The following is a 26,778-nucleotide window of genomic DNA, read 5'->3' on the forward strand; positions in this document are numbered from 1 at the left end:
TGCTTCGTGCGGATCGCCTCCCCGGAGGTCGCTCGGGGGCCGATCCGTATCGTTCGGGCTTGCGGACGAGATACTCTCCCGTCGATGGGTCTCGTCTACCTCTTCTCCCTGGTCGTGGGCTTGGGCATCTTGCTCGTGCAGATCGCCTCGGGGGGCAAGGGCGACGCCGATGGCGGTGACGGGCACGACGCGGGCGAAGGCGGGGGCAAGGATCTCGCGAAGGACGTCTCCGGCAAGGCGCTCGCCACGACGTCCGCGGGCACCGGCGCGAGCGACCTCGTGGCCTTTTTCCTCTCGCTCCGGTTCTGGGTGTTCACGTTGCTCGGCTTCGGCATGTCGGGCTCGCTGCTGCACTTCTTCGCGCTCGCGGGGCCCGTCGTGATCTTCGTGCTCGCGGCCGGCTCCGGCCTCTCGTCGGGCCTCTTCGCGCAGCTCGCGTTTCGTTTTGTGGCCCAAGGTTCGGCGTCGACGTCGGCGGACGTCAACCACGCCGGCGGCTCGGTCGGGCGTGTGCTCGTGCCCGTCGGCAAGGACAAGGTCGGCAAGATTCGTATCGTCTTGAAGGGTCAGAGCGTCGACCTGCTCGCCCGCAGCGACGGCGAGGACATCGCGCGCGGCGACCACGTCCTCGTGGAGGACGTGGAAGGGGACGTGGCGCGCGTGTCGCGGCGCCCCTCCGAGCTCGCGTAGCCGGAGGCTGAAATCGCGTGATCGCGTGTCCGATCACGCACCGGGCGTGCCGGCTTGCCTGCTACGCTCGCCGCATGGGGTATCATCATCTCGGCAGTGTCCTCTTCGCGTCCATCGACGCGCAGCGGCGCACGCGCCCTTCGACCGACGTGGCCTCGGGTGTGGGGACGCCCGACCTCGATCAAGCCGTCTTCGTGCTGCTCGCCGCGGGCGGCATCATCCTGCTCTTCGGGATCTTCGTGGCGATCCTGCGGCAGTTCTTGTTCATCTGCCGGCCGAACGAGATCCTGGTCTTCAGCGGCCGCAAGCACGTCCTGCCCGACGGCACCGTGAGCGGCTACAAGATCCTGCACGGCGGCCGCGGCTTCCGCGTGCCCTTCCTCGAGAGCGTGGCCCGCATGGACATGCGGCTCTTCCCCGTCGAGGTCCAGGTGCACAACGCGTACTCGAAGGGCGGCATCCCGCTCAGCGTGCACGCGATCGCGAACGTGAAGATCGCGAGCAACGACACCGCCGTGCGGAACGCCGTCGAGCGTTTCCTCGGCACCACGCCCACGCAGATCGCCATCGCCGCGCAGCAGACGCTCGAAGGCGTGCTCCGCGAGGTCATCTCCCAGCTCACGCCCGAGGAGGTGAACGAGGATCGGCTGAAGTTCGCCGAGACGCTCGTGGAGAACGCGCGCGACGACTTCGACAAGCTGGGGCTCGAGCTCGACGTGCTCAAGGTCCAGCACGTCTCCGATGATCAGCACTACCTCGCGAACCTCGGCCGCGGCCGGATCGCGACGATGCTGCGCGACGCGGCGAACGCCGAGAACGCGGCGAACCAGGCCGTGGCCGAGGCGCAGGCGGCGGCGCGGCAGGGGGCCGAGACGGCGGCGAAGCGCGCCGAGACGGTGATCGTGCAGAGCCGCAACAACTACCGCGCCGAAGGCGCGAAGCTCGAAGCAGAGGCCAAGCAGATCGAGAACGAGGCCGAGATCGCGGCCGAGACCGAGCGCGCCGTGGCCGAGCAGGAGCTGCAGGCGCTACGCGCCGAGCTCGAAAAGCTCCGCCTCAACTGCGACGTCATCCTGCCGGCCGAGGCGAACCGCAAGGCGCAGGAGCTCAAGGCGCGCGGCGAGGCGGCGCCCACGGTGGAGAACGGCAAGGCGACAGCCGAGGCGCTCCGCCTCGTGGCGCAGGAGTGGGCGGCCGCGGGGCAGCTCGCGAAGGACGCGTACGTGCTCCAGCAGCTCCGGCAGCTCGTCACGGCCGCGGCGGCGCGCGTGGCGCAGACGCAGATCGGTGAGGTCAACGTGGTGGCGGGCAACGACGTCGAGGCCTTCAGCGCGCTCGTCGCGGCGTACCCGGCCGCGGTGACGCGGGTCCTTCAGGAGACGGGGCGCGCGATGGGCATCGACATCCAGCAGATCCTCGGATCGCACGGGAGGGCTTCGTGATCCCGATCATCATGGTCCTCGGCCTCACCGCGCTCGTCGTGGTGGGCTTCGTCGTCTACACGCTGAAGAACCTGCTGCTCGTGAGCTCGCCGAACGAGGTGCTCATCCTCTCGGGCGGGTCGCATCAGGTGGGCTCGCGCGCGGTCGGTTATCGCTCCGTGCGTGGCGGCCGCGCCGTGCGCATCCCGCTGCTCGAGCGCGTCGACCGCATGGATCTCAACAACATCCCGGTCGACATCTCCGTGAAGGGCGCCTACTCGAAGGGCGGCATCCCGCTCAACGTGCAAGGCGTCGCGCACGTAAAACTCCCCGGCGAGGAGCCGCGGCTCTCGAACGCGGTCGAGCGCTTCCTCGGCAAGTCGCGCGACGAGATCGCGGCGATCGCGCGCGAGACGCTGGAAGGCAACGTCCGCGGCGTGCTCGCGCAGCTCACGCCCGAGCAGGTGAACCAGGACAAGACCGCGTTCGCCGACAAGCTGCTCGAAGAGGCAGAGCACGACATGCAGCGCATGGGCCTCGTGCTCGACACGCTGAAGATCCAGAACGTCGCCGACGACGCAAACTACCTGAACTCGATCGGCCGCATGCGCGGCGCGAGCGTCCGCATGGATGCGAGCATCGTCGAGGCCAGGACGCAGGCCGAGTCGGCCGAGCAGAAGGCCGAGAACTGGGCGAAGAGCGAGGTCGCCAAGATCGACGCGGACCTCGCGATCGCGCGGCAGGAGACGCAGAAGCGCGTCAAGGACGCGTTGAGCCGTCGCGAGGCCATGATCCAGGAGGCGAAGGGCCAAGTCCTCGCGCAGATCGCGCAGGTCAAGGCGGAGATCAACCGCCAGAAGGCCCGCGCGCTCCAGGTCGAGCGGCAGCTCCAGGCCGACGTGATCCAGCCGCACGACGCCGAGCGGCGGAACCTCGAAGAGCAAGCGCGCGGCGAAGCAGCGAAGATCATCGAGCTCGGCAAGGCCGAGGCCGAGGCGTTGCACCGCATCGTCGACGAGATCCGCAAGGCCGGGCCAGGCGCGCTGGAGATCCTCGCACTCCAGCAGATGATGCCGCTCCTGCCGCACATCGCAGGCGCCCGCACGCCGACGAAGATCGGCACGCTCTCGGTGCTCCCGTCAGGCGACGACGCCTCGCTCGCACGCAAGGCGATCGCCGTGACCGAGCAGATCCGCGCGGCCACAGGGCTCGATCTCACGGACGTCGCGCGCCGTCTCGGCACGAGCGCGCCTGCACCCGCGCTCGCAGCCCCGTCCGCGCAGCCGCCCCAGCAGGTCCCCTCGCGAAGCACGCCTCCGCCCCGCCCGCCGCGCGCCTGATCCCCCCCGCAGCCGTTGCGCCGGGGCGCTGCCCCGGACCCCGCGGGGGGCTGTCCGCCCCCTCGACCCCGGACCAGGCACGGCCTGGACCGGTGATGGAAGAACTGCGCGATGCGCAGTTCTTCCAACGGGTCGGTGGCAAGACCATCGAGGTGGGTTCCAAGCTGGCAACGGGTACGTTGCTGGTTGAACCCGCAACGCTGCGGTCTCTGCTGACAAGGTCGTCGCTGGTCTTGACCCTGGCTGTTCGATGAACTGCGCATCGCGCAGTTCATCGACCTGGGTCCAGCGCCTCGCTGGTCCGGGTCCCGGGGCGGACAGCCCCGGGTGGGGCCTGGGGCAAAGCCCCAGCGCAACGCCTCCACGAAGAGACCCTTCCGCGTTGCTGCGCGTTCCGAAACCATGCAACCTGCGGCGCATGCAGGCAGTGGAGCCCGGTCGTGTCGTCTCGAAGGTTCGATCGCTCGACGAGCTCGTCGGCGCGCATCCCGAGTCGCTCCGCCGCATCTATGCGGCCGGGAGCGCCCTCGATCCCTCGTCCATCGGGGAAGGCCGCGGCCGCGTCCTCGCGCTCGTCGCGGCGCCCGGCGCGTTCCTCGCGGTCCGGAGCCTCGTTCGCCTTCTCGCGACGGATCTCTTGCCGTGGGAGGGCAAGGCCATCGAGAGCGAGATCGGGTGGAACCTCCTCAAGGGGGGCCGCCGCGTCGCGCCGTTCCGCGTCGAGCGCGCCGAGTCGTCGCTCGATGGCGGGCCGACGCTCGTGTTCCGGTACGACGATCCTGCGCAGGGGCACGCGTGGCCCGTGCGAGCGCTCCGCGACGAGCTGCGCTCCATCACGCCCGGTCTCGGCATCGGCCCGGTGATCTTCGATCAGGGCGGCGCGCCGCGCGTGATCGCGTGGTGGGGGCTCTCGTTCTCCCGGTAGCTAGAAGTCCCAGTCGAAGCCCAAGCGTCCGCCGCCTTTGATCACGGTGACCGTCCCGCGCACGTCGTTCGCCGGGTAAAGCTCGGCGGAGAGGTGCAGGCCGGCCCACGGCATGATGCGGCGGATGCGCAACGTCGAGACGCCGATCGACACGCCCACGCGGCCGCCGGCGCTCGGCCTTAGATCCGACTGCGTGAGGAACGCGACGGGGGCGAGCTCCAGGTCGAACTGCCACGTCTCGCGCACGTGGCGCACGATGAGCGGCACGGCGCCGATGAACTCGAGCGGGATGTTCGTCGCCTCTTCGCTCTGCTCGATGATGGCCCAGCCGCCGAACTCCAGGCCGAAGAGCATCGACCATTGGTGGGAGAAGCCGCGGCCGAGGAGCAGCCGCCCGCCGGCGCCTGCGCCGGGGAGGAACGTGCCTTCCGTTCGTCGCAGCAGAAAGATCCCGTCGGTTTCGAGGTTCAGCGTGAAGCGATAGGCGTCCGTCTGCACGCCGCGGAACGCGGGGCTCGGCGTGATCCAGAACGGGCACTCGGCGGGCGCGCGCTGGAGCGCCTCGGTGAGCAGCGCGTGCACCCGCGTGGCTGCGAGCAGATCCGAGAGCCCGCTGAGCTTCCCGCCGTTCTTCCGATACGCCTCGGTGATCGACCCGCCGAGGGACTCCACCGTGCGCGCCTGCCTCGCGAGCGCGGCGAGCCGCACCTTCTCCGGCGTGCCGCAGACGCTCTCCAGCGCGTCCGGCATCATCGTCTCGAACTCGTACCGATCGATCTTCCAGCCCGCGTTGGCCTTCGACTCGACGATCTTCACGAGGTCGTGGAGGAGCGCGGACTCCGCGCGGGAAGGCGGCTCGGCCGCGGCGTTTCCCGCGTGGAGAAGCGAGACGAAGAGGGAAAACGCCGCGGCGATGCGGGCAGGCAGGGCCGGCACCACTAGAAGCAGGTGCCCTGGCCGCAGTTCGAGCCGAGGCAGACGAGGAGCTGCACGGCTTGCGGGCTGTTCACGCACTGGAAGAAGCACGGGCCCGGGCTTGATCCGCCGGCCACGCACGTGAGGAAGCACTGCACGTTGTTCTGGCAGGTGGGGTTGTTGATGCAGTTCTGGAGCTGGTTGCAGCAGCTCTGGGCCACGCAGTTGCCGCACACGCTGCCGTCCGACGGGCAGGCTGGCGCGCCGCAGACGCCGTTCGTGCACTGCCCGGAGCAGCACGCGGCGCCGTTCATGCACATGCTGCCGTCGGGCTGGCACTGCGGCGGGCCGCAAACGCCGTCCGAGCAGAGGCCCGAGCAGCAATCGCTCGGCACGTTGCAGGGAACGCCGTCCATCTGGCAGACGGGTTTGCCGCAGACGCCGTTCGTGCAGACGCCCGTGCAGCAGTCGCCGGCCGTCATGCAGGCGTTGCCGTCGGGCTGGCACTTGGGCGGGCCGCAGACGCCGTCCGAGCAGAGGCCCGTGCAGCACTCGCCGGCGCCCGCGCACATCTGGCCGTCGGCCTTGCAGACCGGCGGACCGCAGACGCCGTTCGAGCACTGGTTCGTGCAGCACTCGCCGGCGATCATGCAGGGCACGCCGTTCGGCTTGCAGGCCGGCGGACCACAGACGCCGCTCGAACATTGCCCGGAGCAGCACTCGGCGCCGGTCTGGCAGAGCTTGCCGTCGGGCGCGCAGACGAGCGGGCCGCAGGTCCCGTTCGCGTTGCAGACCTGCGAGCAGCACGAATCCCCCGACATGCAGGGCAGGCCATCCTCCGTGCACTCGCCGCATTTCAGCCCGCAGACCGAGTCCACGGCGTTCACGCAGAGCCCGTCCCAGATCCCGTTGCAGCAGAACGGGTCGAGCTGGCAGATCGACGCGGCGCAAGGCCCGCAGCCGGGATCGAGCGCGGTTCCGACTACGCAGACGTCGTGCGTGCAGGGCTTGCCGAGGCAAACGCCGTTCGAGCAGAGGCCGGAGCAGCACTCGTCGGGCGAGCTGCACATGAGGCCGTTGCCCGTGCACTGCCCGATGCCGCAGACCCCGTTGCTGCACGAGCCGTTGCAGCAATCGAAGCTCGACATGCAGCCCCCGCCGTCGGGCACGCACTGGTTGAACCCGCACACGCCGCCGTTGCAGGCGGCGCTGCAACACTGGACGTTGTCGAAGCAGGACGAGCCGTCGGGCAGGCACGTGTCGCTGCAGAGGCCCTCGAAGCAGCCGCCGCTGCAGCACTGGCTGCCTTCGCTGCAGCTCGCGTTGTTCGGCAAACACGGGCCGAACCCGCAGACGCCGTTTTGACAGATGCCGTTGCAGCATTCGAGCCCCGAGACGCAGCCGAAGCCGTCGGGGGAACACGTGGTGAAGCCGCAGCGCTCGTTCGCGCAGATGCCGGCGCAGCACTCGCTCGGGTCCGTGCAAGGCGCCTGGTCGGGCAGGCAGGTCGACGGGCCGCAAACGCCGTTCTGGCAGGTGCCGCTGCAACAGGGGCTCCCGTCCTGGCAGGGGACCCCGTCTTCGAGGCAGGGAATGCCTCCGCCCTGGCCGCCCTGGCCGCCCTGGCCGTCCTCGCCTTGTCCTGGCCCGAGCAGCTCCGCCCGCCCCCCGCATCCGAGGGCCACGAGCGACAGCACGAACCAAAGCATCCTTATGGAATAAGTGCCCCGCGACATCGCCCGAGAGCGTATCACAGGCGCTGTCCTGGACGCCCAATTCGCCGCTGGATCGCGCCGTTCACGGAGTGCTTGCATCGAGCGCGCGTGAGCGACCCGACGATCGAGCGCGCGGGCGGAGCGACGCGGGCATGCGTGGACCAGGCTGGACGTGCGGGGAACGTGCTTGGCGGCCGCGCAGTTCGTCGGGCAGAAAGAGCCTCCCTTGGATCGGATCTGCTACACTTCCGAGGTGTCGCTGAAGATCGACCAGGACCACGGCCGTTTTCGCCAGATCGTCCGCGGGAGGATCCGGCAGAACCTGCGCAAGTACATCTCGCAAGGCGAGCTCGTCGGGCGCAAGGGCAAGGATCTCGTATCGATCCCGATCCCGCATATCGACATCCCGCGGTTCCGGTACGGGGACAAGCAGCGGGGGGGCGTGGGGCAGGGGGATGGCAATCCCGGCGACCCGATCCACGGCGGGGACGAGAAGCAGCCCGGGCAAGGGCAAGCTGGCAGCGACGCGGGGGATCACATCCTCGAGGTCGACGTCACGCTCGACGAGCTGGCGGCCATCCTGGGCGAAGAGCTCGAACTGCCGGACATCCAGGACAAGGGCAAGAACAAGATCTCGAATGCGCACGATCGGTATTCGGGGATCCGGCGCGTCGGCCCCGAGTCCTTGCGCCATTTCAAGCGCACGTACCGCGAGGCGCTGAAGCGCATGATCGCGAGCGGCACATTCCAGCACGACAAACCCGTCGTGGTGCCCGTCCCGGACGACAAACGATATCGATCGTGGAAGACGGTCACCGAGCCCGTCGCGAACGCGGTCATCATTTACATGATGGACGTCTCGGGCTCGATGGGCGACGAGCAGAAGGAGATCGTTCGTATCGAGTCGTTCTGGATCGACGCGTGGCTGACGAAGCAATACAAAGGGCTCGAATCGCGGTTCATCATTCACGACGCGGTCGCGCGCGAGGTCGATCGGGATACGTTTTTCCACACGCGCGAGTCGGGCGGCACGATGATCTCGAGCGCGTACAAGCTCTGCTCGCAGATCATCGACGCCGATTATCCGCCGGACGAGTGGAACATCTATCCGTTCCATTTCTCGGACGGGGACAACTGGTCGATGGATGACACGCTCGCGTGCGTGGACGTCCTGAAGAACAAGGTTTTGCCGCGCGCGAACATGTTCGCGTACGGCCAGGTGGAGAGCCCGTACGGCTCGGGCCAGTTCATCAAGGATCTGCGCGAGCATTTCGGGCGGGATGAGCGCGTCGTCACGAGCGAGATCCGGGACAAGGACGGGATCGTGGGGAGCATCAAGGATTTCCTGGGCAAGGGGAAGTGAGAGGGGGCGTAGAGGCGAGATGAGCAAGTTTGCGCTGAACACCGCGCTCCCCCGCTACCTGCGGGCCGAGCAGGAGCGCGTCGAGGCCGTTGCGCGCGAGTATGGCCTCGACTTCTTCCCCGTGATCTTCGAGATCCTGACGTACGACCAGATGAACGAGATCGCCGCGTACGGCGGTTTCCCGAGCCGGTATCCGCACTGGCGGTACGGCATGGAGTACGAGCAGCTCTCGAAGAGCTACGAATATGGCCTCTCGAAGATCTACGAGATGGTCATCAACAACAACCCCTCGTACGCCTATTTGCTCGAAGGGAACTCGCTCACGGATCAGAAGCTCGTGATGGCCCACGTGTATGCACACGTGGACTTCTTCAAGAACAACTTCTGCTTCCGCTCGACCGACCTTGATCAAAAGGGAAACATCATCGATCCGGTGCGCAAGACGAGCCCCTACGATCCTGATCGGCGCTGGATCGACAAGATGGCGAACCACGGTTCGCGCGTCGCGCGGCACATCGAGCGGCACGGCATCAACAAGGTCGAGGATTTCATCGATCGATGCCTCTCGCTGGAGAACCTCATCGACCCGTGGCAGCCGTTTTCGGGCCGCGGCACGACGAAGAAGGGCGACGAGGAGGAGGACGAGAAGCCGATCGAGGTGCCGCGGCTCCGGGCGAAGGAATACATGGAATCCTTCATCAACCCGGAGGAGTACATCGAGGCCAAGAAGAAGCAGCTCGCGAAGGACAAACCCGAGCGCAAGGTCCCCGAGCGGCCGGAGCGGGACGTGCTCGGCTTTTTGCTCGATCACGCGCCTCTGGAGCGCTGGGAGCGCGACGTTCTGGAGGTCATCCGCGACGAGGCCCTTTATTTCGTGCCGCAGCGCCAGACCAAGATCATGAACGAGGGGTGGGCGGCGTACTGGCATTCGAAGATCCTCACGGAGAAGATCCTCGATGCCTCGGAGATCATCGATTACGCCGACAACAACGCGGGCGTGATGGCCACGGCGCCGGGCCGGCTGAACCCGTACAAGGTCGGGGTCGAGCTTTTCCGGTACATCGAGGACCGCTGGAACAAGGGGCGCTTCGGCCGCGAGTGGGAGGAGTGCAACGACCTCGACGCGAAGCGGAGTTGGGACATGCGCCTCGGCCTCGGCCGCCAGAAGATCTTCCAGGTCCGCGCGCTCTACAATGACGTCACGTTCATCGACGAGTTCTTGACCCCCGATTTCGTGCTGGAGCAGAAGCTCTACACGTTCGGTTTTTCGGGGCGAAACGATCGGTTCGAGATCGAGAGCCGTCAGTTCCGCGACGTGAAGGAGAAGCTCCTCTTTTCGCTCACGAACTTCGGCGATCCCTACATCCGCGTGATCGACGCGAACCACCAGAACCGCGGCGAGCTGCTCCTCGAGCACCAGCACGGCGGCGTGGACCTCCGGGCCGATTACGCGCGCGAGACGCTCGTCTCGCTCGTCCGCTGCTGGAAACGACCCGTGTCCGTGGCGACGCGGCTCGACAACAAGCCCGTGCTCCTGCGTTACGACGGCAAAGAGCATTCGATGACCCCGTACAAGTTGTGATGAAGATCCGAAGATGCCGCGGCGGCGTGATCACGCTCGTGATCCTCGCCGCCTGCGGCCCCGCCACGCCGCCCCCTCTGCCGCCTCCCGAGCCGTTGCCGCCTGTCGCTTTGGGAAGCGCTTCCGGAGTCGCTTCCGCACCCACGTCCGCACCCACGCCCGCGCCTGCACCCACGCCCGCGCCCGCGGCGCCGCCTCCGGGCTCCGGCGTCCCGCTCGACGCGCCCATTTCCAGCGAGGAGGCCCCGCAGCCGCCGCCGGCGAAGCTCGCGCGCGGGACGGGGACGCCCGCGGACAAGGCGCTCGCCGAGGGCGACGAGGCGCACGCGCGGGGGGATTTTTCAGCGGCGGAGAAGGCGTACAAGAAGGCGAAGACGCTCGCGCCGAAGGATCCCGCGCCGATCGTCGGCCTCGTCCGCACGCGCCTCTCCGCCGAGGACGCGCCCGTCGATTACGGCGCCGCGCCCACGCACCCCGGATTGATCCAGGCGGTGAAGGACCTCGAAGGCATCCTTCAAAAAGAGCCCTCCTACGCGCCCGCGCACCTCGAGCTCGGCCGCGCGCACCTCGTCCTCGGCCGCGCGGAGGCCGCGCTCGCCGCCTTGCGCAAGGCCACCGAGCTCGCGCCGAACGACGCCGAGGCGCACTCCGCGCTCGGGGTCGGGCTCGTCGCCACGGGGCAACTCGACCCGGCGGTCCGCGAGCTCGAACGCGCCGCCGAAATCGAGCCCGGCGTGGCCGAACGACAGACGAACCTCGGCACCGCGCTGCTCGCGCTCGGCCGTCGGGAGCAGGCTGTCCGCGCGTACGAGCGCGCGGCGCGCCTCGCGCCGAACGACGCCCGCGTGCAGAACGACCTCGGCACCGCGCTGCTCACCCTGAACGACACGGATCGCGCGATCCGGTGCCTGGAGACGGCCGTCGCGCGGGATCCGCGTCGCGCCACGTACCGTTCGAACCTCGGGTATGCGACGGCGCAGAAGGGCGACCTCGAACGCGCGAAGGTCATCTACCGCGAGGCGCTCGCGCTCGATCCGGCGCTCGTGAGCGCGTGGGTGAACCTCGGCAATGCCCTCGCCAAGCAGCGCAAGCTCGCGGAGGCGCGCGAGGCGTACGAAAAAGCCCAGGCCCTCGATCCCGAGGATCCGCGCGTCAAGGCCGTGCTCCTCGAGCTCTCGGCGATCGAAAAAGGCAGCGGCGCCGGTTCGCCGGACAAACGCTGACGGGGGGGTTTGGGGGCACAGCTCCGCTTGCGGAGCTGTGCCCCCAACGTCGAAGGCTCAACCCTCGCAGGCTTTTTTCGTCACGGCGTGGCGGTATTCGAACATCTTTTCGAGCTTCCGTCGCGCGAACGCGCCGCCGAACAGGGCGCCGAGCGGGCCGAGCGGCAGCGCGTACTCGATATGGTCGATGAGGAACGTCCCGCCTTCTCCGTCCGGCTCCATCGTGTGCGTGTGAACCCACCGGGCGAACGGTCCTTCGATCACCGTATCCTGGAACATCCGCCCGGGTTCGAATGCCGTGTGAACGGCCACGAGGCGCTGCTTCACTGGCCCGATGTACGTCTCGATCACGGTCCGCGCGCCCTTCTCCAGGCCTCCGCTCCGTTCGAGGACGCGGGCATGTTCCCACGGCGGCAGGAGGAGGTTCAGCGCGTCCGGGCGCTCGTGGAAGGCGAAGACCACCTCGGGCGGGGCTTGGATCCGGGTACGTTTCTCGAAGACGGGCACGATGCTGGCCTATAAGCTGGATTTGGCCGGTGGCAAAGGCTTGACCCGCGGGGGGTTTGGCGCTTGGATGGCCCGCGTCCTGGAAGACCGAGCATGAGCATCGACGCCGACGACATCGTGGCCGTGGGCGGCAGCTTGGAGCCGCGTGTGCTCGTCGAGGCGTACCGGCGCGGGGTTTTTCCCTGGCCGATCGACGGGCTTGAGGTCCTGCCCTGGTTTTGCCCGAAAGAACGGGCGGTCCTCGATTTCTCCTTCCTCCACCTCTCGCGCAGCCTCCGCCGCGAGCTCCGGAAGACCCCGCTCCGCTGCACGGTGAACCGAGGATTCGACGCGGTCATCGAGCGTTGCGCCGAGGTCCCGCGGCCTGGGCAGGATGGCACGTGGATCACGGAGGAGCTCATGGACGCCTACAAGGAGATGCACCGGCTCGGCTTCGCGCACAGCGTCGAGGTATGGGACGCGGAGGACGTGCTCGTGGGGGGCATTTATGGCGTCTGCGTCGAGGGGTATTTCTCCGCGGAGAGCATGTTTCACCTCACGCCGAATGCGTCGAAGATCGCGCTTTTGTATCTCGTGGATCACCTCCGCGAGGCGGGCTGCGATTGGATCGACATCCAGGTGATGACGCCGCACATGAAGGCGCTCGGCGCCATCGTCCTCACCCGCAAGCAGTTCCTCGATCGGCTCGCCCGGACGCGGGCGCAGGGGCTTCGTCCGTTCGGGTCGTGAGCGCGCTTGCTAAAACTCCACCCTTGACAAGTGGCCGCTCCGCGAATATTTCGTACACGAAACATCCGTGGCGGCCTCCCTCCCTCCCGACACCAAGCCCGAGGTGGATGCGATCGTCGAGACGATCATCTACCTCTATACCGAGTCGCGCCGCCTGACGAAGGGCCTGGCGGCGCAGTTTGGGCTCACAGGCCCGCAGCTCACCGTCATCAAGCTCTTGCAGGAGCTCGGCGATCTGTCCTTGTCGTCCCTGTCCGAGCGCATCCGCGCGCAGAACAGCACGGTGACGGGGATCATCGACCGCATGGAGCGCGAGGGGCTCGTCAAGCGCGAGCGCTCGACCACGGATCGGCGCGTCGTTTACATCCGGCTGAGCGAAAAGGGCCAGAAGCTCGCGCGTGAGATTCAGGTCGAGCCCATGGAGATCTTCCGGAGCGCGCTCACGGATCTGTCGCAGAGCGATCTCGAACATTTGCTCCGGGTCCTGACCAAGCTGCAAAAGCGCGTCGTCTCGCACGTCGAGGGCCGCGTATCCGAGGCGCAAGGCGCTCCCCGCGCGGGAGAGGAGGAGGACAAGCCATGAAATCGTTCACAGGCGAGACCAAGAAGCCCGGCGTGCGTGATCCCGACATCTGTGTCGTCACCTGCGCCGTCACGGGCGTCCTCGCCAATCGCAGGCAAAACCCGGGCATCCCGTACACGCCGGCGGAGATCGCCGACGAATGCAAGCGGGCCTATGACGCGGGCGCCTCGGTCGTGCACATCCACGCCCGCAACGACGACGGCGGCCCGACGTTCTCCCCGGCCGTCTTCGCACGCATCAAGGAGGAAGTCCGGGCTCGCTGTCCGATCATCCTCAATTTCTCGACGGGCACGATCCTCGACGACGTGACCGATCAATGCACGTACGTCCGCGAGAGCAAGCCCGAGATCGCTGCCCTCAACATGGGCACGATGAACTACGCGAAGTACTCGCCCAAGCGCAAGCAATTCGATTTCGACATGGTGTTTCCGAACACCTATTCGAAGATCATCAAGCTCTTGGAGGTGATGAACGAGGTCGGCGTGAAGCCCGAGCTCGAGTGCTTCGACACGGGGCACACGAACGGGATCGCGCCGCTGCTCGACATGGGCGTGCTCCGGCCGCCGCTCCAGTTCTCGTTCATCATGAACGTGCTCGGCGGCATTCCGGGGCACGTCGAGTCGCTCCAGCTCCAGACGAAGATCATGCCTGCCGGATCGGAGTGGGAGGTCATCGGGATCAGCCACGGCGCCTGGCGTATGATCGCCGCGGCGCTCGTGCTCGGCGGCAACATCCGCTGCGGGCTCGAAGATCATCTTTATCTGCCGAACGGCGAGATGGCGACCTCGAACGGCCCGCTCGTCGAGACCGCGGTGCGCCTCGTGCGCGACGTGGGCCGGCGGCCGGCGACGGTCGAGGAGGCCCGGGAGATCCTCTCGCTCGGAGCACCCCGATGATGACGCGCGCGTATGGATTCCTGGAGGTCGCGCCGAAGGAAAACGGCGCCCTCTGGATCTCCCTGAAGAACCCGCCCAAGAAAAACGCCATTGGCCCGGCCATGGTGAACGAGCTGCTCTGGGCGCTCGAAGACGCGGCGAACGACGATTCGGTGCGCTCGATCGTCCTGACCGGCGCGGGCGACGCGTTCTGCGCGGGCGGTGATTTCACGCAGATGAGCTCGTCCGGTCCCTCGGCGGAGTTGCCGCCGAAGGGGGATTATGCCGATCTCCTGCTCGCGCTCACGGGTTCGCCGAAGCCGCTCGTCGCGCGGGTGAACGGGGTCGCGATGGGCGGCGGCGTCGGGCTCGTGGCAGCTTGCCATTTCGCGGTCGCCGCGCGTGGGGTCAAGCTCGGCACGCCCGAGATCAACCGGGGCCTCTTCCCGATGATGATCATGGCCGTGCTCGCGCGCGTCGTGCCGCAGCGGCGCCTGCTCGAAATGATGCTCTTCGGCGACAAACTCGACGCCGACGAGGCAGCGGCGATCGGCCTCGTCGGAAAGGCCGTCGACGCGGACGGGCTCGACGCCGAGGTCGCGCGGATCACGGGGCAGATCGCGCAGAAGAGCCCGATCACCGTGAAGCTCGGGCTCGAAGCGTTCGCGGCGCAGGCCGATCTCTCGCTCGAACAAGCCTTGCCGTTTCTGCGCGAGCGGCTCGGCGCCGTGCTCTCGACGGACGACGCGCGGGAAGGCCTGATGGCGTTCCTGGAAAAACGCACCCCCAAATGGACGGGTAAATGACCCATGGACATGCGTGAGCTCTTGAAGGACCTCGAGGCCCGGCGCGCCGAGGTGCGCAAGATGGGCGGCGAGGACAAGGTCGCCAAGCAACATTCGCGCGGCAAGCTGACCGCCCGCGAGAGGCTCGCCGCGTTCTTCGACGACGGCGTCCATTTCGAGGTCGGCATGCACGGTACGCAGATGGGCCTCGCCGCGGGCGACGGCAAGGATCGGCCGGCCGCCGACGCCGTCGTCTGCGCCTTCGGCAAGGTCGACGGCCGCATGGTCTGCGCCGCCGCCTACGATTTCACGGTCAAAGGCGGCAGCATCGGGCATACCGGCGAGGAAAAGGTCACGCGCCTCCGCCAGATGGCCCTGCGCGGCCGCTGGCCCATCGTGTGGTTCATCGATTCGGCCGGCGCGCGTATCGACCCGGGAGCGAGCCACCCGGACTCGATTTCGCTCTTCGCGGGCAGCGGCCACCTCTTCCGCGAGCAGGTCATCATGAGCGGCGTCGTCCCGCAGGTCGCGGCCATGGTCGGCCCCGGCGCCGCGGGCACGGCCTACATCCCGGGCCTCGCCGATTTCGTGCCGATGGTGAAGGACATCGGCTCGATGGCCCTCGGCGGCCCGCCGCTCGTCAAGGCCATGACCGGCGAGGACATCTCCGAGCAGGAGCTCGGCGGCTCGAAGATCCATTCCACGAAGAGCGGCGTCGGCGACGGCGAATACAAAAACGACGCCGACTGCATCGCGGCCATCAAAAGATACCTCTCGTTCTTCCCGTCCCATTGCGAGGAAGAGCCGCCGCGCATCGCCGCCACGGATCCCACGGATCGGCGCGAGGAATCGCTGCTCGACCTGCTCCCCGAGAACCCGCGCAAGGCGTACGACATGTACAAGCTCATCGCGGCGATCGTGGACCACGGCGAGTATTTCGACATCAAGCCCCGCTTCGCGCGGCAGATCATCACCTGCCTCGCGCGTATCGGCGGCCAGAGCGTCGGCATCGTGGCGAACCAGCCCAATCACATGGGCGGCGTGCTCGACGTCGACTCCTCGGACAAGGCCGCGCGGTTCATGCAGATCTGCGACGCCTTCAACATCCCGCTCGTGTTCCTCCAGGACGTACCCGGCTTCATGATCGGGTCGAAGGTCGAGCACGAGGGCATCATCCGGCACGGCGCGAAGATGCTGCACGTGATGAGCGCCGCGACCGTCCCCAAGGTCACGGTCGTCGTGCGCAAGGCGTATGGCGCCGGTTATTACGTGATGTGCGGTCGCGCCTACGAGCCGGATCTCATTGTCGGATGGCCGACCGGCGAGATCAGCGTGATGGGCCCCGAGGGCATGCTCGGCATCGCCGCGCGCAAGCTCTTCGGCGACGCGCCGCCGCCGCCGGAGCTCAAGCAGCAGATGGTCGACATGCTCCAGAAGAACATCGACATCATGAAGGTCGCTGGCTGGGGCCTCATCGACGACGTCATCGATCCTCGGGACACGCGGCGCGCCGTCGCGTGGGGCCTCGAGCTCGCGCGGCACAAGCGCATCGAGCGGCCCTTCAAGAAGCGCGGCATCATCCCCGTCTGAACCCCCGCACCCCCTCGATCCTGCGCCGCGTTTCCGTCCTCGGACCGACAACCATGTCGTTCGGGTGCAAACGTTGCGGGCTTCTCGTCGGGGCGCTGCCGATGCATCACGGACACCACGCGCTTGGCGTCCCCGCAACAAATACTGTCGGTACGCGCCCGACCCATGCTAGGGTGAAACGTCGGCGCAGATCTTGGATAGAGGTCTTCGCTGCTGGTGGTCGCCGAAGCATCTCTCCGCCCGGATAACAGGGCTGGCCGTGAGGAAACGATGAACAACGAGCAGAAGCTTCTGGTCCAGAAGACCTTCGAGATGGTCGCTCCGATCGCGGACGTGGCCGCCGGACTGTTTTATGGTCGGCTCTTCGAGGTCGATCCGTCACTCAAGCCCCTCTTCCGGGGCGACATGAAGGACCAGGGCAAGAAGCTCATGTCCACGCTGAAGGTCGCGGTTCAGGCGCTCGATCGTCTCGATGCGCTGATCCCGACCGTCCAGGCGCTCGGTCGCCGCCACCTCGCGTACGGTGTTCGCGACGATCACTACGACACGGTCGGCGCGGCGCTCCTGTGGACGCTGGAAAAGGGCCTCGGCGAGGCGTTCACGCCCGAGGTCAAGGAAGCGTGGGCCACGGTCTACGGCATCCTCGCGAAGGTCATGAAAGACGCGGCGAACGAGGTCGCGCCGCTCTCGCTCCGCACGCCGCTCTCGCGTCGCGGCAGCGCGCACCGCCTGCCTGCGGTCAAGCGTCCCTCGTACCGCCCGCCGATGGGCCGCCCGTCCATGCCGCCCGGCTCGCGCATGCCGGCCTCGATTCAGGCGCTCTACGGCGGCGCGAGCTCGCAGTCGGCGCCCTCCTCGAAGAGCGGCGCGTCGCCGAGCACCCGCCTGCCCCGCATCTCGAACCCGCCCACGATCTCCTGAGTTCGCGCGCGTCTCGTCTCCGCGCCCATGCCGCCTTTGCCTTGCGCGGCGTGGGCCTCGCCGTCGGCCTTCTCGCCCTCATGAACCTCGCGGGCGAGGCCGTGCGGCCTCCCTTCGATTCCACACACACCTGGCTCGGCGACGCGGATCTTCCGCGGCCGATCTTCCGCGCCCTGGAGCTTGTCTCGGCCGTCACGCTCCTCTGGCATGCGGCGCGGCCGATCCGCCCGGCGTGGGCGCGCCTTGGCGGGGCGATCGTCCTCGGGATCGGGGCCCTGCTCGCCGCGCTCGACGTCGCCACGTTTTACGGCGTCCTCGCGCGCGGCGCGATCCACGGCCCGGCGTTTGTCCCGGCTTCCCTGGTCGTCCTGGTTTGTCTCGGCGCGCTCGCAGCGAACGTCGCGACGGATCGCACAGAGCGTCCTCGATGGACGCTCGGGCGCGCGGCCGTGTGTGCGGCCGTGACGGCGGCGAGCTTCGTGGCCATGCCGCTCCTGCTCATGGTCACCCTAGGGCCGACGCGGTACGAGCGTCGTGCGGATTGCGCGATCGTGCTCGGAGCGCGTGTGTGGGACGACGGCACGCCTTCGCTCGCGCTCTCGGATCGTGTGGACGAGGCGATTTGGCTGCACCAGCAGGGCCTCGTGCGGGCGATCGTGATGAGCGGCGCCATCGACGAGCACAATGGGATTTCGGAGCCCGCGGTGATGCGCGCGCGTGCTGTCGCGGCGGGCGTGCCGGAGGCCTCCGTGATCCTCGACGAAGAGGGCGTCACGTCCTCGTGGACGGCGCGGAACGGGGCGCTCTTGATGCGCCGCCACGGGTTTTCGCGGGCGATCGCGGTGACGCATTATTATCACGAGCCGCGCGTGAAGATGCTCTTCGAGCGCGCGGGCGTGGCGGTGTACACGGTGCCCGCGCGCATGAGCCGGCGCCTCTTGAAAGAGCCGTGGTTCATCGTCCGCGAGGTCCTCGCGTACTGGCATTCGTTTCTCTTTCAGTGAGCCGCTCGCCCTCGCGCGAAAGGACCCGCGTGACGCCGCGCGCGCCGGTATGGTACGACGAGCGGCAACAGCCCACGGGGATCGGGGGATGGTCTCGCGGGGCTCGCGAGGGGCGTCATCGACACGGCAAAACTCACCCCCGGCACGGTCCTCGGGCAGAAGTACCAGATCATCAAGCGCCTCGGCGCCGGTGGGATGGGGGAGGTCCTGCTCGCGAGTGATCTCGCCCTCGACCGGTTCGTCGCGATCAAGATCCTGCGCCCCGAGCTCTCCACGCTCCTCGAGACCGACGCGCGCTTCCGCCGCGAAGCGCGCCTGCTCGCCCGCCTGAGCCACCCGAACGTCGTCGTCGTCCACGCCTTCGGCAGCGCCTCGGCCGAGCTCCACTACATCGTCATGGAGTACGTGCGCGGCGAGTCGCTCGACGAGCGCCTGCGCCGCGTGGGACGCCTCGAACCCTCGCTCGTCGGCCACGTGATGGCCCAGGTCGGCAGCGCCGTCGCCGAGGCCCACCGCAGCGGGATCGTCCATCGGGATCTCAAGCCTGGCAACGTCCTGCTCACGACCCTCGCGGGGGACGCGTGTTTCGTGAAGGTCGTCGACTTCGGCGTGGCCAAGGCGTTTGGCCTCGAGGGTGGCCCGGAGCTCGCGGTCGACGGCCAGGTGAGCGGCACGCCCGCGTACATGGCACCCGAGCAGATCGAGGCGAACGACATCGACGGGCGCGCCGACATCTATGCGCTCGGCATCATGGCCTGCGAGCTGCTCACGGGCGCGCGGCCCTTCGACGAGTCCGGCGGCCTCGCCCGCCTCTTCGCCGTCCGCCTCGAAGGCACCCTGACCTTGCCTTCGCGCCTCCGCCCCGACCTCGGCCTCTCCGCGGGCATCGACGCCGTCATCGGCCGTGCGCTCCGGAATCACCCCGGCGAGCGTTACCAGACCGTCGAGCACTTCACGCACGAGCTGCTCCGCGAGCTCCGAGCCTTCGGCGCGGGCGCGGCGACCCTCGCCGATCGCGCCCCGAGCGCGCCGTCGCCTGCGCCGATCGAGCTCTCCGAGACGATCGTCGTCGGCGCCGACGGGACCCTCGGGCCCCTGCCGGGCGTGACCTCGCTCCTCTCTGACGCGTCGCGGCCCTTCCCCACGGCCGTCGGCTCGGGCGCGTGGGCGCCTCGCGAGGCCAAGGACGCGCGCTCGGTCCGCAGCGCCACGGTCCTCTACGTCGACCTCTCGCTCGGCGCGCTCGACGCCTCGGTCGATCTGGAAGAGCACCTCGATTGCCTCGCCGTCGTCGGCGCGCGCCTCGAACAGGTCCTCGCGCGTCACGGCGGCGAGCCCATCGGCCCTTTTACCGATCGCGCGCTTTGCCTCTTCGGGCCCGAGGGCGCCGCCGAGAACGACGCCGAGCGCGCCCTCGACGCTGCCCTCTCGCTGCGCGCGGCCCTCGGCGCGCTCTCCTCCGACCCCACGTTCCCGCCCTCGTTTCGTCTCGGCGTGCGCCTCGGCATCGACGCCGGCCGCGTCGTCTCCACGCAGCCGCGTGGCAGCGGCGTACCCTTCGTCTCGGGCGCGCCGGTCTTCGAAGCGCGTAGCCTCGCGCGCGCCGCATCATCCGGCGAGATTGTCGCGACGCACGCCGTCTTGCGCCGCGTCCGTGGCCTCTACGAAACCACGAGCGCGGGCGCCGAGGTCCCCGGCCGTCGCGTCGTGTCGAAGAAATCAACCGCGTACCTCGGCACGAACGAGATCCATGGCGTCCGCATCTCGCTCATCGGGCGCGACGAAGAGCTCTCCGTCTTGCGCGCCGTCCTCGCGCGGGCCCACATGGAGCGACAGCCCGAGGTCCTCGTCGTCACGGGGCCTGCGGGCGTCGGCAAGAGCCGGCTCTGCATGGCCCTCGTCGAGGAGCTCGAAGAGCGCGAGGGCGAGACGTACTACTTCGAGATGGGCCGCTCGACCCCGGCGGGGCAAGGCGTCCCGTACGAGCCGTTTCTCCAGGCCATCCGCCACCGCGCGCGTGTCGTCGACGACGACGGCCCCGAGCAGGTCCGCGCCAAGCTCGACCATTACCTCCGCCGCTACTGCGCCGTCGATCCCACGACGCTCGGCGAGGCCGAGATCGAGCTCGGCCGCAGGCTCGGCGAGCTCCTCGGCGTGGGCGGCGGCGGCGACGCGAGCGCCGAGCGGGACGCCGTCGCCGGCGACGAGGCCCAGAAAAAAGTCCTCTTCGACGCCGTCGCCGAGGCCTACCGCAGGCTCGCGACGCGCACGCCGCTGCTCTTCTTGCTCGAAGATTTCGAGTGGGCCACGGCCACCACGAAGGCGCTCCTCGGCCACGTCATCGAGCGCCTCGCGGGCGTGCCCGCGCTCTTCGTCCTCGTGAGCCGCGCCGAGGGCACCGCCGCGCCGGATCTCTCGTTTTTGCGGGATGCCTCGGGTGTCGTCACGATCCCCGTCGAGCCGCTCGAACACGAGGCGTGCGAGGCCCTCCTCCGGCACGTCCTCCGCGCGCTCATCGACGTGCCTGCGGGGCTCGTGCGGCAGATCGCGGCGCTCGCGGGCGGCGTGCCGCTGATCGTCGAGGAGACCGTGCACCAGCTCGTCGACGAGGGCGTGCTCGTCGTCGGCGAGGGCACGTGGCGGCTCTCCTCGTCGCGGGCGGCGAGCGTGCGCCTGCCCGAGACGCTCGAACAGCTCCTCCTCGGCCGCCTCGATCGGCTCGAACCGCGGCTCAGCGAGGCCGTCGAGGCCGCGGCCGTCGCGGGCCGGAGGTTCTGGCCCTCGCTGCTCGGCGAGCTGCTCGAAGGGCGCTTCGAGCCGCGCTCGCTCGCCGATCTCGTGCGCCGCGGCATCTTCGCACAGCGCCGCGACGCGATGCTGGCCGGCGAGCTCGATTATGCCTTCACGCAGGCGGCCTTGCAGGAGGTCGCGCAGCGGCGCGTGCCCAAGGCGCGGCGCCGCGCGCTCCACCGGGCCGCGGCGCTCTGGCTCGAACGCGCCACGGGCGGCTCCCCCGGCCCGCACGACGACCTCATCGGCCACCATTTTCGCGAGGCCGGCGAGCTCGCCCTCGCCCTGCCGTACAAGCGCCGCGCCGCCGAGCGCGCCATGCGCACCCACGCGATCGAGGAGGCCGTGCGGATGCTCGAAGCGTCCCGCGAGATCCTCCTCGAAATGCCCGCCTCGGCCATGGACGCGCCCGCGCGGCTCGGCGAGCTGCTCTCCCTCGCGGGTTGCCTCGCGCACGAGCTCGTGCTCGCGGGCAGCCTCGCGCGCGCCATCGAGGTCGCCGACGACGCGCTCGCCCGCGCCGGAGGCCTCGGCGACCACGCCGACGAAAAGGCCCGCGTCGCCATCGAAAAGGGCTGGGCGCTCCAGCACCTCAGCCGGTATGCCGACGCGCGGGAATCGTTTGTCCTCGCCGAACAATGGCTCGGCGAGGACGAGAGCTTGCTCGCGCTCCGCGCGCTCACGGGCGCGATGGGGGCGAGCGTTCACCTCGGCGATCATCGCGCCTCTGCCGACCACCTCCGCCGCGTGCTCGAATCCCACGAAAAAGGCGACGCCGCCGCGCGCACGCAGGAATGGGAGCGCGCCCTCTCCTCGGCCTACCGCGTCCTCGGCAACGGATATCTGCACACGGGCCGGTATGACGAGGGCGAACCGACCTACCAGCGGGCCATCGATCGCGCCATCGCGGCGAACGCGCCCGTCGAGGCCGTCGACGCCTACAATGGGCTCGCGGCGCTCCATTACTTCCGCGGCCGCCTCGATCTGGCCGAGTCCACCTGGCGGGAGGCGCTCGAACAAACCGAGCGCTGGGACCTCGTCCAGCACCGCTCGATCATCCTGAGCAACGTCGGCGAGCTCGAGCTCGCGCGCGGCGACGCCCGCGCGGCCATTCGCACGCTCTCGCGGGCCGAGGTGCTGCACGAGCGCCTCGGCTCCTTGCGCGGCCTCGCCGAGGCGCACCGCGCGCTCGCCGAATGCCACCTCGTCACGGGCGAGCTCGACGCGGCGAAGGGGCACGCCGAGCGCTGCATCGAGCTCGCCGACCGCGTCAGCTCGCCTTACATGCGGGGAACGGCGCGCCGCACGATGGCGCGAGTGCTCCACGCGCGCGCGAAGGGCGACGAAGCCGCGCGCGCCGAGGCGAGCCGTTTCCTCGACGAGAGCATTTCCATCTTCGAATCGGCGAACATGAACAAGCTCGCCGAGGAGACGCGGGCGCTCGCCGCATCGTTATCGGGTTGATCGCGAGGGGAGGCGGGCGCGCGTCGTCGACGGCGCCCGCCGGGGTGGGCTCAGAGCTCGGAGGGGTCGCTGAGGATGGGGATCACCGGAGGGTCGACGGAAATATCGCCCTTGTTGTCCCCGTAATCGAACGCTCCGTTCACGTTCTGCACGATGATGGCGCCCGAGGTGTTCTTCTCGAACGTGTTGTTCGTCAAGACGCAGGTCGACGCGGACCCGTCGAAGAGCGCGCCCACGCGCGCGTTGCCCGCGAACGTGTTGAGGTCGACGTGCGCGCTCGCGCCGGCGTACACGCCGAGCCCGTCGCCGATCTTGACGGGGACCCCGTTCACCTTGATATCCCCCGCGATCGTCCCGTTGATGCTCTGGTTCTGCACGATGATCGCGCGGGCCCCGGACGTCACGCCAATCCCGAGGAAATGGTTCGCCTCGATCCGGTTCTGCTCGATCCGGATGCCCACGCTCTGGTCGTCGTTCGGCGCGGTGCCGGCCTTCGATTGCACCCAGATCCCCGCGCCGCGCGTGGTGTCGTCGGCATTGCCGATTACATCGTTTTGCACGATGATCCCGCGCACGCGCTCGCCCGAGAACACGATCCCGGCCCGGTCGTTGCCCTCGATCATGTTCGTGCTCTCGGGAAACTCGCCGCCGATCTCCACGTAGGATTCGCCCATCACGCCGTCGCCGAGCACCCGGATGCCATCCGCCACCCCTCCGGGGGCGCGGCTCTTCGTGTGTTTCACCTGGTTCTGCACGATGATGGCGCGCGAGCCGAGGATCGAGATGCCCGCCGAGACATTCTCGCGGATCTCGTTTCCGACGAGCGACACCTCGTCGCGCGCGTTTTGCACCCAGATCCCCGCGAGGGCGCCGCTCTGCACGATGATGCTGCGCTCGACCTGCGCCGACGCCGCATTGACGTGTACACCCGCGCCCTCGGATTGCACGATGATCGTCCGCTGGACGATGATGCTGGCGTTGTCCGACGCCATCACCCCGTGGCCGTCCTCGTTCACCGCGACCGCGCCCTCGATGCGTGAGGCCTGGATCGCGGCGCTGCCATTCTTCCGCACCCAGATCCCCGCGCCTTCGGGCCTTTGCACGATGATCCCGCGCAGGGCCACGCCCTCGGCCTCCACCGTGATCGCGTACGGCGAGGGCGCTTGCACGATGATGCTCGCATTCTCCGGCTCGCCTTCCGTGTTCGCGCCGAGCACGTCCAACGTCTTCGTGATGCTCAGGTTCTCCGCGTACGTCCCGGCGTCGACGAGCACCGCGCCGCCCTGGGCCGAGGCGTCGATGCCCTGCTGGATCGACGCGAAGGGCCGCTCGCTCGAGCCGTCCCCGTCCCGCGCGCCGCAGGTCGCGGACACGTAGACCACGCTGCTCGCGTTTTTGGGCGCGTTCGCGTACGTCCCGCAGTCCGCCGTGGCGTTCGAACCCCCGCAGCCCGCGATCGGCAGCGCGGCGAGCAAGGCAGCCAGAGATGCGAAATGCAATCGATTCGTCATGGTCGTTCTCCCTTTCACGGCGTATCGAAGGTCTCGTGGGGCACGGGGGGACTGGCCTGGCCGCCGCCGGAGCCGCCCACGTCGACGAACGTGGTATCGCCCGTGGCCGTGGCGCAGTCCTCCTGGGAGCAGCCCACGGCCATCCCCACGACGCCGCACAAAAGCAAATCCGTACGCATCCACGCGTCACGCATGCGCCGAACCTCAACGAAGGAAATAAGCAGGCACCGGACTATAAATGCGAACGCCCCGTACCACAAGGCGGCTTCCCGATCCTCGGCACGTTTTCGCTCGAATTACACTTTCGTCGCAACCGCGGGCGCCGGGGCGGCCTGCGCCTCGCCGCGCGCCTCGCCCAGGATCGCCGCGCCCACCTTCGCCGCTTCTTTCGCCGGGCACCCGAGCCATCCCGCGAGCCTTCCCGCCGGCGGAAGGCCCCCCTCCGCCTCGATCGCCGCGAGCACCTTTTCGACCACGTCTGCCCGCACCGCGCGAGGCCCGAAGACCGGATATCCCAGGGCCGTATGGAGCGGCGCGTCCGCGGGGCGCGTGACCGGCACCGACACCACGCTCGGCCCCGGCGCTTGTGGCGCCTTCGCCCCTGCGAATGCCGAAACGAGCGCGCTGCGCCGCAAAAGTGCCCCGCCCTTGAGCATCGCCGGCACATAGAGCACCCGCGCGCCCACCACGATGCCCGCCGCCGCGAGTTTGTCTCGGTCCTCCAGCGCGAGCTCGGCGATCTGCGCCGCTGCGTCCTCGGCCCGCGCCGTCCCGAGCCCCTGTTCGAGCTGATAAAGGATCCCGCGCGCCGCGGCCCCGAGCCCGCGCGGCGCGTGCGCCCGCAGCGGCGCACAGAGCTCCTCCACGAGGTCTCGCGCGAACGCCACGAGCCGCCGCGTGATGCGCGTCTGCGCCCCCGCGCCGAGCTCCAGCACGGGCGCGAGCTTCACGTCCGGCAAAAGCAGGCTCGATCCCCGCACGAGCCGCCCGAGCTCGCGCCCGTCCTCGAACGTGATGCGCCCCGACGCATCCACCTCGATCGACACGTGCCGCGCCGCGACGACCGCCTCCACCCAGCGCGCCTCGTCCGAGGACGCGCCGTCTGCCTCGCGTGCCTGCGGCGCCCGGAGCGCCGCGAGCTTTCCAAATGGATTCGCCTTGTCCATCGCGCGAAGCTCTGCCCGCGTCGGCGGCGCCTTGCGCGTATTGCCCGGCGACCGCGCCTTGCTCCCGCCGCCGCTCTTTTCGACGAACCGCTGCACCAGCCGCTCGTGCAGCGCGTCGCTCAGCCGATCCTCGATCGCCGCGGTCCGCTCCTGCCACGTCGCCGGATCCTTCACCCAGCGGCCTTGGTGCGACACGTACGTCCACGTCCGGATGGCCGAGATGCGCGCGATGAGCGTATCGATGTCCCCGGCCGGCTCATCGATCTCCCGCACGCGCTCATCCATCCACGCCTCGTCGAGCCACGCCCGTGGCCCCGCGAGGTGGGCAAAAATCTCCGCGAGCAGCGCGACGTGGGATTCGAAGAGCAGCTTGCGGTAATCGGGGATCCGACAGACCTCCCAAAGCAGCTCGACCGCCTCCCGCCCCTGCGCCCGCGCCCGGATCGCCGGGTCCTGGGCCATTCGCGCGAGCGCCGCCGCGTCCTCGGCGCTCTCCTGCAGCAAGAGTGAGCGCCGCCCCGGCGAGCGCCTGAGCGAGGCGAGCAGGCCGTCGATCGAGCTCGTATCGAGATCGGCGTTCCGCCAGACGAGCCGCCGCACCGCGGGGAACCGGTGCCCCTCCACGGCGTTCGCGAGGCCCTGCGGCAGCGTGAGGGGCGCGAGGGTGCCGAACGATCCATCACTCGTGTAGCGCCCGGCGCGCCCGGCGATTTGCCCGATCTCCGCGGCTTCGAGGTCCCGCACGTCGCGGCCGTCGAACTTGCGCAGCGCCGCGAACGCCACGTGTTTCACGTCGAGGTTCAGCCCCATCCCGATGGCGTCGGTCGCGACGATGTACTCGACCTCGCCCGACTGAAACATGGCCACCTGCGCATTACGTGTGCGCGGCGAGAGCGCCCCGAGCACCACGGCCGCGCCGCCGCGCGTGGCCCGCAGCCGCTCGGCCACCTCGTAGACCTCCTGCATGGAAAACGCGACGATCGCGCTCCTCTGCGGCAGCCGCGCGAGCTTCTCGGCCCCCGCGAACGCGAGCCGGCTGAGCCGCGGGAACGTTTGAATTCGCGCCGCGGGCAAAAGCTCGGCGATCAGGGGCTGCATCGACGCGGCCCCCATGAACCAGGTCTCCTTCGTGCCGCGGGCATCGAGCAGGCGCTCGGTGAACACGTGCCCGCGCTGCGGATGCGCGGCGATCTGGATCTCGTCGACCGCGACGAACTCGACGTCGAGGTTCCGCGGCATGGCCTCGACCGTGCAGACCCAATACTGCGCGCCGCGCGGGATGCGCTTCTCCTCGCCCGTCACGAGCGCGACACGCTGCTCGCCGAGGCGCGCGGTGATGCGATCGTACACCTCGCGCGCGAGGAGCCGGAGCGGCAGGCCGATCATCCCGGACTCATGCTCCAGCATGCGCTCGACGGCCCGGTGCGTTTTGCCGGTGTTCGTCGGGCCGAGCACGGCCGTGACCGCGGAGCCAATCATCGCGGGGCGAGCGTAGCGCGGACGGCGGAAGGCGCACGCGGGGAGCGGAGGCGGGAGTGGGAGCGGCAGGGGGAGCGGGAGCGGAAGCGGCAAGCGGCAAGCGGGACCTGTTTGGGGACCGCTCCCGCGGCTCCCGCCGACCCGGTTACCATCATGGGACGCCCGGTTCCCGGGCGCATCGTGAGCCCCCTGGCTGGTTT

At 69.0% G+C, this 26,778-nt stretch carries 22 protein-coding genes; 16 read left to right on the forward strand and 6 right to left on the reverse strand.

Annotation, left to right across the window (positions count from 1 at the left end; all coding sequences use genetic code 11):
* The first annotated feature begins 84 nt into the window (after window positions 1-84).
* From QHF89_RS08105 to QHF89_RS08125, 5 genes are all read left to right on the forward strand, one after another.
* Entirely contained in the window at window positions 85-690 is a 606-nt protein-coding gene (locus tag QHF89_RS08105; RefSeq protein ID WP_136967545.1) for an NfeD family protein, read from the forward strand.
* Window positions 691-764: 74 nt separating this feature from the next.
* Entirely contained in the window at window positions 765-2,132 is a 1,368-nt protein-coding gene (locus tag QHF89_RS08110; protein WP_136967546.1) for a flotillin family protein, read from the forward strand.
* A complete protein-coding gene (locus QHF89_RS08115) occupies window positions 2,129-3,451 on the forward strand; it encodes a flotillin family protein (RefSeq protein ID WP_136967547.1) in 1,323 nt (440 codons plus the stop codon). The genes QHF89_RS08110 and QHF89_RS08115 overlap by 4 nt, the downstream gene beginning before the upstream one ends.
* A 95-nt stretch (window positions 3,452-3,546) precedes the next feature.
* Window positions 3,547-3,705 (forward strand): hypothetical protein, encoded by a 159-nt coding sequence (locus QHF89_RS08120; protein WP_284720221.1) that lies wholly within the window; start codon window positions 3,547-3,549, stop codon window positions 3,703-3,705.
* 164 nt (window positions 3,706-3,869) lie between these two features.
* Entirely contained in the window at window positions 3,870-4,376 is a 507-nt protein-coding gene (locus QHF89_RS08125; protein ID WP_136928343.1) for a hypothetical protein, read from the forward strand.
* Here QHF89_RS08125 and QHF89_RS08130 read toward each other — a convergent pair whose 3' ends face one another.
* Together QHF89_RS08130 and QHF89_RS08135 are read right to left on the reverse strand one after the other, a co-directional pair.
* Window positions 4,377-5,312: a hypothetical protein gene (locus QHF89_RS08130; protein WP_136967548.1), complete on the reverse strand. Its 936-nt coding sequence runs from the start codon at window positions 5,310-5,312 to the stop codon at window positions 4,377-4,379.
* A gap of 2 nt (window positions 5,313-5,314) precedes the next feature.
* Window positions 5,315-7,000: a hypothetical protein gene (locus QHF89_RS08135; protein ID WP_136967549.1), complete on the reverse strand. Its 1,686-nt coding sequence runs from the start codon at window positions 6,998-7,000 to the stop codon at window positions 5,315-5,317.
* Window positions 7,001-7,259: 259 nt separating this feature from the next.
* On the opposite strand from QHF89_RS08135, the gene QHF89_RS08140 reads away from it, so the two are divergent.
* The 3 genes from QHF89_RS08140 to QHF89_RS08150 are packed head-to-tail and all read left to right on the forward strand — an operon-like array spanning window position 7,260 to window position 11,174.
* Window positions 7,260-8,369, forward strand: coding sequence for a DUF444 family protein (locus QHF89_RS08140; protein ID WP_136928340.1), 1,110 nt, complete (start codon window positions 7,260-7,262; stop codon window positions 8,367-8,369).
* A 19-nt stretch (window positions 8,370-8,388) separates the two neighbouring features.
* Complete coding sequence (locus tag QHF89_RS08145) at window positions 8,389-9,951, forward strand: SpoVR family protein (RefSeq protein WP_136967550.1); 1,563 nt, start codon at window positions 8,389-8,391, stop codon at window positions 9,949-9,951.
* Complete coding sequence (locus tag QHF89_RS08150) at window positions 9,951-11,174, forward strand: tetratricopeptide repeat protein (protein ID WP_136967551.1); 1,224 nt, start codon at window positions 9,951-9,953, stop codon at window positions 11,172-11,174. The genes QHF89_RS08145 and QHF89_RS08150 overlap by 1 nt, the downstream gene beginning before the upstream one ends.
* 57 nt (window positions 11,175-11,231) lie before the next feature.
* Here the strand turns inward: QHF89_RS08150 and QHF89_RS08155 are convergent, their stop codons facing one another.
* Window positions 11,232-11,681, reverse strand: coding sequence for an SRPBCC family protein (locus tag QHF89_RS08155; protein WP_136967552.1), 450 nt, complete (start codon window positions 11,679-11,681; stop codon window positions 11,232-11,234).
* A gap of 93 nt (window positions 11,682-11,774) precedes the next feature.
* On the opposite strand from QHF89_RS08155, the gene aat reads away from it, so the two are divergent.
* The 8 genes from aat (at window position 11,775) to QHF89_RS08195 (ending at window position 22,422) form a co-directional block, all read left to right on the forward strand.
* Window positions 11,775-12,410, forward strand: coding sequence for a leucyl/phenylalanyl-tRNA--protein transferase (aat, locus tag QHF89_RS08160; protein ID WP_136967553.1), 636 nt, complete (start codon window positions 11,775-11,777; stop codon window positions 12,408-12,410).
* Window positions 12,411-12,477: 67 nt separating this feature from the next.
* On the forward strand, window positions 12,478-12,993 hold the full coding sequence (locus tag QHF89_RS08165) for a MarR family winged helix-turn-helix transcriptional regulator (RefSeq protein ID WP_136928335.1): 516 nt from the start codon (window positions 12,478-12,480) through the stop codon (window positions 12,991-12,993).
* A complete protein-coding gene (locus QHF89_RS08170; protein WP_136928334.1) occupies window positions 12,990-13,889 on the forward strand; it encodes a beta-keto acid cleavage family enzyme in 900 nt (299 codons plus the stop codon). Before QHF89_RS08165 ends, QHF89_RS08170 begins: the two co-directional genes overlap by 4 nt.
* Entirely contained in the window at window positions 13,886-14,674 is a 789-nt protein-coding gene (locus tag QHF89_RS08175) for an enoyl-CoA hydratase/isomerase family protein (protein WP_136967554.1), read from the forward strand. The genes QHF89_RS08170 and QHF89_RS08175 overlap by 4 nt, the downstream gene beginning before the upstream one ends.
* A gap of 9 nt (window positions 14,675-14,683) precedes the next feature.
* Complete coding sequence (locus QHF89_RS08180) at window positions 14,684-16,243, forward strand: acyl-CoA carboxylase subunit beta (protein ID WP_284720222.1); 1,560 nt, start codon at window positions 14,684-14,686, stop codon at window positions 16,241-16,243.
* Window positions 16,244-16,513: 270 nt separating this feature from the next.
* On the forward strand, window positions 16,514-17,164 hold the full coding sequence (locus QHF89_RS08185) for a globin family protein (protein WP_136928331.1): 651 nt from the start codon (window positions 16,514-16,516) through the stop codon (window positions 17,162-17,164).
* A 50-nt stretch (window positions 17,165-17,214) separates the two neighbouring features.
* On the forward strand, window positions 17,215-18,168 hold the full coding sequence (locus QHF89_RS08190) for a YdcF family protein (RefSeq protein ID WP_136967556.1): 954 nt from the start codon (window positions 17,215-17,217) through the stop codon (window positions 18,166-18,168).
* 171 nt (window positions 18,169-18,339) lie between these two features.
* Window positions 18,340-22,422: a serine/threonine-protein kinase gene (locus QHF89_RS08195; protein WP_284720284.1), complete on the forward strand. Its 4,083-nt coding sequence runs from the start codon at window positions 18,340-18,342 to the stop codon at window positions 22,420-22,422.
* Window positions 22,423-22,472: 50 nt separating this feature from the next.
* Here the strand turns inward: QHF89_RS08195 and QHF89_RS08200 are convergent, their stop codons facing one another.
* The 3 genes from QHF89_RS08200 to QHF89_RS08210 all read right to left on the reverse strand — a co-directional run bounded on the left by QHF89_RS08200 (window position 22,473) and on the right by QHF89_RS08210 (window position 26,578).
* Window positions 22,473-23,933, reverse strand: coding sequence for a right-handed parallel beta-helix repeat-containing protein (locus QHF89_RS08200; protein WP_136967558.1), 1,461 nt, complete (start codon window positions 23,931-23,933; stop codon window positions 22,473-22,475).
* 14 nt (window positions 23,934-23,947) lie between these two features.
* Window positions 23,948-24,127 (reverse strand): hypothetical protein, encoded by a 180-nt coding sequence (locus QHF89_RS08205; RefSeq protein ID WP_136967559.1) that lies wholly within the window; start codon window positions 24,125-24,127, stop codon window positions 23,948-23,950.
* A gap of 102 nt (window positions 24,128-24,229) precedes the next feature.
* Window positions 24,230-26,578, reverse strand: a complete 2,349-nt coding sequence (locus tag QHF89_RS08210) for a helicase-related protein (RefSeq protein ID WP_136967560.1) — start codon at window positions 26,576-26,578, stop codon at window positions 24,230-24,232.
* Window positions 26,579-26,778: the final 200 nt, after the last annotated feature.

Origin of the sequence: Polyangium sorediatum, assembly GCF_029946465.1 — a bacterium.
Taxonomy (GTDB): Bacteria; Myxococcota_A; Polyangia; order Polyangiales; family Polyangiaceae; genus Polyangium; species Polyangium fumosum.